At 68.2% G+C, this 9,373-nt stretch carries 3 protein-coding genes; 2 read left to right on the plus strand and 1 reads right to left on the minus strand.

The annotated features are described in order from the left end of the window. Positions 1-149: 149 nt before the first annotated feature. Positions 150-1,484, minus strand: a complete 1,335-nt coding sequence (locus tag A5714_RS11960) for a cation:proton antiporter (RefSeq protein WP_082959704.1) — start codon at positions 1,482-1,484, stop codon at positions 150-152. Positions 1,485-1,769: 285 nt separating this feature from the next. Here A5714_RS11960 and A5714_RS11965 point away from each other — a divergent pair, with 285 nt between their 5' ends. Next, positions 1,770-3,530, plus strand: coding sequence for an NAD(P)/FAD-dependent oxidoreductase (locus A5714_RS11965; protein ID WP_156747283.1), 1,761 nt, complete (start codon positions 1,770-1,772; stop codon positions 3,528-3,530). A gap of 175 nt (positions 3,531-3,705) precedes the next feature. Then, positions 3,706-9,297 carry a type I polyketide synthase gene (locus A5714_RS11970; protein ID WP_068285415.1) on the plus strand — a complete coding sequence of 1,864 codons (5,592 nt, stop codon included), beginning with the start codon at positions 3,706-3,708 and terminating at the stop codon, positions 9,295-9,297. The last annotated feature ends 76 nt before the right edge of the window (positions 9,298-9,373 follow it).

Consider the following 9,373-nt stretch of genomic DNA (forward strand, 5'->3'; position numbering starts at 1 on the left):
GCTGCGCGTCGATCGCATCGAGGTGAACGGCCTCGTCGAAAGGATGTGTTCCGGTCATATCGCTCGGACCGGAGGTTACTTGCCGAAACTGGTCCATCCGGACGCGGGGTCGCGGGCGCATGTGACGGGCTGCGGGCGCCGCGAGACCGTCACGCGCGCCGCGGCAGTCTGCGGCGCCGCGGACCGCGCAGCGGCGGCTGGCGAACCGGCGGGTCACTGCGCGCTCCGGTGGCCGCGTCCGGCACCAGTGGGTGGTCGCGATAGCGCCCGTAGACCACTTCGAAGATCGGTGTGGCCATCAAGGTGGTGACGATCGCTACCAGCACCAGGATGCTGAACAGGGTTGGCGTGATGATTCCCGCCTGCAACCCGATGTTGAGCAGGATCAGCTCGATCAGGCCGCGGGCGTTCATCAGCGACCCCAGCGCGATGGACTCGCGCAGTGGCACCTTGCGCAGCCATGCGACCGACGCGCAGGCGAATCCCTTGCCGACGATCGACAGCACGAGCAGTCCCAGGGTCACCCCCCACAGCCGCGGGGTGTTCACCAGCCCGACCTGCGTGTTGAGCCCGGAGTAGACGAAGAACAGGGGCAACAACAACGTGGTGACCAGCGGTTCGAGGCTGGTCGTGAGCTGGCGCGAGAAGAAGCCGGACGGCATCGCGACGCCCAGGATGAACGCACCGAAGATGGCGTAGATGCCGATCGCGTCGGTGAGCCACGAGCACGTCATCAACACCACGAGCACCACGCTGAACACCGGCGCGCTGATCGTCTTGTCCCGCTCGGAGCGCGCACCCAGGACGGCCAGCGCCTTGCGTCCCACCGTCAGCAGGACCAGCGTGTAGACGATTCCGCCGACGATGGCCGTCACCGCGGTGCTAGGGCTGCCCCGATGGATGGCGAGGACGACGGCCAAGATGCACCAGGACAGCGCGTCGTCGGTCGCGCCGCAGGTCAGCGCGAGGGTGCCCAACGGCGTTCCGGAGAGCCGTTGCTCGAAGATGATCCGGGCGAGCATGGGAAACGCGGTGGTGGCGATCGAGGCGCCCAAGAACATCATCGCCAGCGGCAGCGAGACGTCATGGCCGAAGAAGCGGCCGCTCGTCAGCAAGGGCGCGGCCACCAGCGCCCCCAAGGCGAGCGGGGCGAGAATGCCGGCGGCCGAGACCGCCGCGGCCGTCCCGGCCCGGTGCCTGATCAGCCCGATGTCGAAGCTGAGGCCGACCAGGAACATGTACAGGACCAGGCCGATCTGCGCCGTCGTGTACAGCACGGTGTTCGCCGGGCCGGGCGGGAAAAGGCTGTGCTGCACGCCGGGCGCCACGCGGCCCAGCAACGAGGGTCCCAAGAGCACACCGGCGATCATCTCGCCGACGACTTGTGGCTGGCCGACGCGTTGGGCCGCCAACCCCACGAGACGGCACGCCACCAGGATGACGGCGAGTTCGAGGAAGAAGTGGACCGCTGTCGCTGCCGGCATGGAGTCAGGTCACCGAGCCGACGCGGCCGCTAGGTGCCGGTGAAAGTTCGCGATCAACTGCGAATCTCGGGAACATGTCCGGGGTCCTATCTGACGCTTGCGACGGTCCGGCTGCGGTCGAGTCGACATTCGAAGTTGCGACATTGCAACGCTTTTCGGTGCACGTACCGCCGACGATAGGCGCCACCGATACGGGGGCGGCTGCGCTTGCCAGGTCCCCCGTTTCGTGTAACCTACTTAACTATTAAGTAATTGAATCGAAGCCGGTTTGCAAGAGGTGGACGCGTGGACGTGCGCTCGCAACTGTCGCAGTTGAGCCCGCAGGCACGCGAGGCCCTGCGTCGTATAATCGCGGCCGCAAGGGATGACGACGCGGTCGTCACCGACCGCGAGGTCGCGATCGTGGGCGGCGGCGCGGCCGGTCTCACGCTCGCCCTGGAGGTGCACGCCGCCCGGCCGCAAACGCGGATCGTGGTCATCTCGCCCAACGCCCACCCGGTTCCCGAGGTCACCCACACGGTGGGCGAGTCGACGGTCGAGGTGTCCGCGCATTACCTGCGCGACCGCCTCGGGTTGGGTGACCACCTGAGCACCGCCCAAATCCGCAAGATGGGGTTGCGGATGTTCTTCTCCAACGGCGGCAACCTCGACATTGCCGACCGGTTGGAGCTCGGCAGCTCCCGTTTCATCCCTCAGGTCACCTATCAGATCGACCGCGGCCGCTTGGAGAACGAGCTCAACAGGCGCTGCCGGTCGGCCGGCATCGACATCGTCTTCGGCCGGGCCGCATCGATCGAGCGGCAGGGGCGCGCACACGTGATCTCGGTGCAGTCAGGTGACGCCGTCACCCGCACGACGGCTCGCTGGCTGGTTGATGCCTCGGGGCGCACCCGCACGGTGGCCCGGCATCTGGGGCTGCGGCGCAGCAACGCACACCTCTGCAACGCCGTCTGGCTGCGCGTCGCGGCCGAACTGGACATCGGCGCCTGGAGCGACGACCCGGCGTGGCGAACCCGTCTCGCCGAGGGCGACCGCGCGATGTCCACCAATCACCTGATGGGCCAGGGCTACTGGGTCTGGCTGATCCGGCTCCCGTCCGGATCCACGAGCGTGGGAATCGTCGCCGACCCGGCCTGCCACGACTTCGACGGCTTCAACACGCTGGCGAAAGCGCGCGCGTGGCTGGGCGAGCACGAGCCACAATTCGCCGCGGTCCTGGCGGCGCACGAGCACCTCATCAGAGATTTTCGGGTCATGAAAAATTACAGCCACGGCGCCACCACGGTGTACAGCGGCCGGGACCGTTGGTGCTGCACGGGGGACGCCGCGGTGTTCCTGGATCCCCTCTATTCGTCGGGGCTGGACCTCGTCGCGATCGGCAACGGTCTCATCACCGACATGATCACCCGCGAGCTCGACGGTGAAGACGTCGTCGCGCGGTCGGGCATCAGCGACTCCCTGTTCAGGTCCCTCACCGACATGTGGCTCGCGGTCTACTGCGACCAGTACCCCCTCATGGGTTCGCCGGCGGTGATGACCGCCAAGGTCATCTGGGACATCGCGTTCTACTGGGGGTTCGTGGGCCTGCTCTACCGGAACGGCAAGTTCGTCACCGTCGCCGATGACCCGCACGTGGTGCCACACCTGGAGGGGATGATCGACCTCAGCAACCGCACGCAGAGGTTCTTTCGCGAGTGGGCCGCGATCGAGACCGGGCGTCCGGCCGCGGGATTCGTCGACCTGTATTCACCCTTGAATTTCATGGTGACGCTGCACACCGCGATGATGGACGAATCACCGGACTTCGCCGCGCAATTCGACGCCAACGCCCGGCTCTTGCACCAGCTTGCCGGCCAACTCGTCGAGACCGTGATCGCGGCCAAGTGCGACGACTTCGCCGACGACCGGGCGGTGCGGCAGCTTCAGGCCTGGCAGCAGGACGCGCTGTTGCGCAAGCTTCGATCGATCTATCGCCGCGAGCAGGCGTTCCACCCCCTCAGCCGAGAATGGATCCTCGGCGCCGCACCCGCGCTCGAAGCACGTTGAGCGACAGAGCAATCACCGAAGGCTCCGGTCTTTCCTCGGGAATCGACCGATGCCCTGCCGGGTTGGTGGCCCCGCCGCGGCGGGGCGGGCTGTGCGCCGGCCAGCGCCGAGCACACCGGTGCGGTCACGGGTTGTGCGGCGCCCGGCGCGGGCAGCTATAGGCGAAAGGACGAACATGCGTGTCGAACACGGCGCCCGCGAGCCCCTGGCTATCGTCGGGATCGGATGCCAGTTCCCGGGCGGTGCCGACGATCCGCGCAGCTACTGGAGCCTGCTCTGCGACGAAACCGACGCCACCCGCGAGGTGCCCGAAACCCGGTGGAATGCCGAGAAGTATCACGACCCCAACCCCGGCAAGGTCGGCAAGATGGTCACGCGGCGCGGTGGCTTCCTCACCGACATCGACCAATTCGATCCGCAGTTCTTCGGGATCTCCCCGCGCGAGGCGCACCTGATCGATCCCCAGCAGCGCCTCATGTTGCGGGCGACCTGGGAAGCGTTGGAGGACGGCGGCATACCCGCGGAAAGCCTCGCCGGCACCGATGTCGGCGTATTCGTCGGCGGCTTCACGCTGGACTATCAATTGCTGCAAAACCGGGGCCGAGCCAGCCGGTACCGATTCAAGACGCACTCCGCCACGGGAATGATGATGACCATGCTGGCCAACCGGGTGTCGTTCGCCTTCGACTTCCGGGGACCGAGCATGACCATCGACACCGCTTGCTCGAGCTCCTTGGTCGCCGTTCACCTTGCCGCGCAGAGCATTTGGAACGGTGAATGCGCGCTCGCCGTGGCAGGTGGCGTCAATATCATGATCGGCCCCAACACCGCCATCGCCGAGTCCAAGAGCGGGTTCCTCAGCCCGGACGGGCGGTGCAAGGCGTTCGACGAGTCCGCGGACGGCTACGCCCGGGGAGAAGGCGGGGCGGTCGTCGTCATCAAGCCCCTCGAGCGGGCCCGCCGCGACGGGGACCGGATCTACGCCCAAATTCTCGGCACCGCGGTGTCGCAGGACGGCCACACCGACGGCATCACCGTACCCAGTGTGACGGCACAGCAAGCGGCGATCACCACAGCGCTGCGACGGGCCGGAGTCCAGCCCGCGGACGTGGGCTACGTGGAGGCACACGGGACGGGAACACCGGTCGGTGATCCCGTCGAGATGCGGGCTCTGGCCAATGCGCTGGCTCACGATCGGCCTTCGGACGAGCCACTGCTGATCGGGTCGGTCAAGACCAACATCGGCCACCTGGAGGCCGGTGCCGGGGTCGCCGGTCTGATCAAGGCCGCGCTCGTGCTCGAGCATGGGTATATCCCCGCCAGCCTGCATGCGAACAACCCCATCACCGTCGGCGACGCGCCTATCGAGGTGGCCCGGACGAGCCGGCCGTTTCCCGCCGTCCGCCGCCGCATCGCCGGAGTCAACTCGTTCGGCTTCGGCGGCACCAACGCTCACGTCGTGCTCGCCGAGCCTCCCGCTGCCGACGACGTCGCGTCCACCGACGGCACCCACCAGTGGCCGCTGGCCGTGCTGCCGATATCGGCGCGGTCCGAGGACGCGTTGCTGGCAACCGCGAACCGGTTGGCCGACCACGTCAGCGCGCACCCCGAGATCACCGCGCACCAACTCGGCTACACGCTCAGCCGCCGCCGCTCCCACCTGATCCACCGACGCGCGCTCGTCGCCGGCAGCATCGACGACGCGCTGGACCAACTCCGCGCGCTGGCCGCCGGCGGATCCGGCTCGGCGGCCCGCACGCCGGGCGACGCCCCCAAGATCGCCTTCGTGTGTACCGGCATGGGGCCGCAGTGGTGGCGGATGTGTCGTGGGCTCCTGGACGTCTATCCGGCCTTCACCGAAAGCATCCTGCGAAGCGATCGCGAGCTGTCCCGCTACACCGACTGGTCCCTGCTCGACGAGCTACGCGCCGACGAGGCCGACTCGAAAATGGCGGAAACCGCTGTCGCGCAGCCCGCGAACTTTGCGATCCAGGTGGCGCTCGCCGAGCAGCTCCGGCAGTTCGGCATCACCCCGGACGCCGTCGTCGGGCACAGCGCCGGCGAGGTGGCGGCCCATTACCTCGCGGGCGCGCTCACCTTCGAGCAAGCCGTCCGAGTCATCTACCACCGCAGCCGTCTTCAACAACGCACGACCGGGCTGGGTCGCCTGCTGGCCGTCGGCGTCGGTGCCGACGCGCTGCTGCAATCGATAGATTCCACGACGGCCGGACACCTCGGTCGGCGCGTGTCCATCGCCGCCGTCAACAGCCCGTCGGCGATCACGCTCGCCGGCGACGTTGACCTGCTGCAGGGCATCGCCCGCCAGTTGGACGCGCAGAAGATCTTCAACAGATTCCTCGACGTGAAGGTGCCGTATCACACCCACTACATGGACATGGTCAAGGACGACCTGAACACCGCCTTGGCCGGGCTGTCCTCGCAATCGGCGGTGGTCCCGCTGTACTCGACGGTGACCGGCGAGCGGTTGGACCGTTACGCCGCGGGGGACGCCTACTGGTGGCAAAATACCCGCGCCACAGTGCTTTTCGAGCCGGCCCTCAGTCGCATGCTCGAGGACGGATACACCCACTTCGTCGAGTTAGGCCCACATCCTGTGCTGGCGACGTCGATCGTCGAGATCGCCGCCGCGCACAAGGCGGACGTCGCCGTCCTGGCGGCGCAGCGGCGCAACGAGGACGACGGGCGCGCGCTGATGTCCTGCCTGGCCGCGCTGCACTGCCATGGACACCGCATCGACTGGAGCGCGCTCTACCCGCAGCAGCGGCCGGTGGCGCTTCCGTCCTATCCGTGGCAAGCCAAGCGGTTCTGGAACGAAACCGAGGAAGCCACGGAGGACCTGCACTACCACCCGGTGCACCCGTTGCTCGGGCAACCGGTGAGTGCCGTGCATCCGACGTGGGAAGTCGAGCTGAGCACCGCCACCGTGCCGTTCCTCGAGGACCACCGAATCCAGGGCAGCATCCTGCTACCCGGCGCCGTGTACGTCGAGATGGCCCTCGCGGCGGGGCAGGCGGCCTATGGGTCGGCTGATCACAGCGTCGACAACCTGAAACTCCGGCGCGCACTGATCCTCGACGACAGCTGTGATCCGATCCTTCGGACCACCCTCAACGAAGACACCGGCGTACTCGAATTCGCGGCGTTCACAGCCACTGCGGGCGGGGACCTCAAGTGGACGGTGACGGCGACCGCGGAACTCAACACGCTGCCTGCAGCGCCGGATCGCGGCGACGCCACGCCCGGGATCGGACCGGTCACCACCATCGACGGAGCGCAGTTCTACGCCCGCACCCGCTCCGTGGGAATGGAATACGGCGAGGCGTTCCACACCGTCACCGAGGTGGCGGCCGGGGACGGCTGGGCCACCGCCCGCCTCGCCGTGCCGGCCCGCCTCGGTGCTCAGGTCGGGCAATTCCGCTTTCACCCGGCCCTCATCGACGGGGCCTTCCAAACCCTGTTGGGAATCCCCCTTTTCGGTGATGATGCCGACGGCAGTGCCTACGTTCCCGTCCGGGTGCGGCGAAGCCGCATCTACTTCCCGCCCGAAGACCACATGACCGTGCAGGTGCGCATCGTGTCCGCCACCGACGACGAAATCGAGAGTGACATCGCGATCGTCGGCGCGCAGGGCCGGCCATTGGCCGTGTTTGACGGCTTCACCGTCTCGTCGCTCAGCGCGTCGTCGCGCGTGTCGCCCGAACGGGTGGACAAGGGGCTCTACGAGCTCGTGTGGACACCGACCAGCGTGAGTCAGGACGTCGGTCCCACGAGTCCCGTTGCTTCCGAGGGGATGTCGTGGCTCGTGTTCGCCGACGGCGGAGGGACGGGAGCCGCACTCGCGGAGCAGCTGCGGCAAGCCGGCCAGCGGGTCCGGACGGTCGAGCACCGGCCCGTCGACGCCCTCACCCGAACCGGCGACGGATACCTCGTCAATCCCGCGCGACCGCACCAATTCCAGGACCTGCTGCGCGCTCACCTCGACGACGAGGGCAACCTCGCCGGAATCGTCGACTGCTGGCCGCTGGACATCCGGCCCGTCCCCGACGGCGCTTCTCTCGACGCCGCCGAGCGGATCCCGACGCGAGCCGAAATTAACGACAGCATCGGTGTTTTCGCGGTACTGCACCTCGTCAAGGCGCTCGCCGAGCACGACTGCCCACTGCGCCTCTTCCTGGTCACCGCGAACGCGCAACCGGCCTTGGGATCCGAAACGCTCGCCGTCGACCAAGCGGTCATCTGGGGGCTCGGCCGCGTGGTGGGCCACCAGGAGTTCGTCAAACAGTGGGGCGGCCTCATCGACCTCGACCTGGCCCCCGACGCCGACGCCGACGCGCGCCACCACGCCGCCGCACGCCTGTGTGAGTACGTCCTCGCCGAGGATGCCGAGGATCAGATCGCCCTGCGCGGCCGCTCGACGCTGGTCCCGAGGATGCGGTCCATCACCGGACTTACCAAGGCTTTCCCCACCAAGCTCGCGCCCGACGCCACCTACGTGGTCACCGGGGGAGCGGGCGCCCTGGGCCGCACGGTGGCGACCTACCTCGCGCAGCAGGGGGCTCGGCACATCGTCTTGCTGGGCCGCAGCGAACTTCCCCCCAGGAGTCGCTGGCCCATGGTGGGCCACGGCGACAGGCATCACGCCACTGTCAGCGCGATCCGGCAGATCGAAGGGCTCGGCGCCCGGGTCAGCACCGTGAGCGTCGATGTCACCGACGCCGGCCAGGTACAGGCATGGTTGCGGCGCCACGAGTCCGAGGGCGGCCGCCCGATCCGTGGCCTCGTCCATGCGGCGGGCTCCGTGCACGACCAGCTGCTGGTCAACATGGCCGAGGCGGACTTCGCCACCGTCCTGGCGCCCAAGATCGTCGGAACCCGGGTGCTGCACAACGCCTTCAGAGACCACCGCCTGGATTTCTTCGTCATGTTCGGGTCCGCGGGATCGGTCATCGCCTCGCCCGGTCAGGGCAACTACGCCGCCGCGAACGCGTTCCTCGACGCCTTCGCCCACTACCGCAGGGTGGCGGGGCTGCCAGCCCTCACCATCGGGTGGGGTCCCTGGTCGGTCGGCATGGTCGAAGACCTCAAGCTCGAAAATGTCTACGCGCAGCGGGGAATCGAGCTGATCACGCCCGCCGAGGGCATCCGGGTCCTCGATCGGCTCATCAACCAGAAGGCGCCGCACGTCGTCGCCATCACCGCCGATTGGGCGCGCGCCCGGCGGGTCGGCGTCGTCGGAGCGCTCCCCCCGATGTTCTGCGAACTGGGCACGGAGCAGGCACCGACCGGTGAGACCGGTGACGGAGCGTCGGTGCTGGAGTCCCTTGCGGAATGCCCCCCAGCCGAGAGGCTTGACGCGGTGGCGCGCCAGGTTCGCCACATCGCGTCGGCGGTCTTCGACTTGGCCGTCACCGAGATCGGGCCGGACGACGCCCTCGACGATCTCGGCCTGGACTCGATGATGGCGATGGATTTCCGCGCCCGTATCGGTGCGGTGTTCGCGGTCGACCTGCCGGTGCTGGAACTGCTCAGAGGTGTCAGCGTGAACTCACTGGCGGTGCGGCTGCTCGGCGAACTCGGCTTGGACGGCACCGACACGGCCAGACTCGCCGAGCCGGCCGGTCATCCCGACCCTGGCGACGAGCTCGACCGCCTGATGGAGCAGCTTTCCGAAGCCGAGCTTGCGGAATTGCTCGCCGAACTGACGAGCGGGCCCCAGGACCACGACACGGACGAGGCGCAGTCGTGACTGCTGCGGGTCGCGCCGGGTGGTGGCGATGACGCGCCCGGACGGGTCGTCCGCCGTGCGCGTCCGCGGGTTGTCG

The organism is Mycobacterium sp. E2462 (genome assembly GCF_001672685.1).
Taxonomy (GTDB): domain Bacteria; phylum Actinomycetota; class Actinomycetes; order Mycobacteriales; family Mycobacteriaceae; genus Mycobacterium.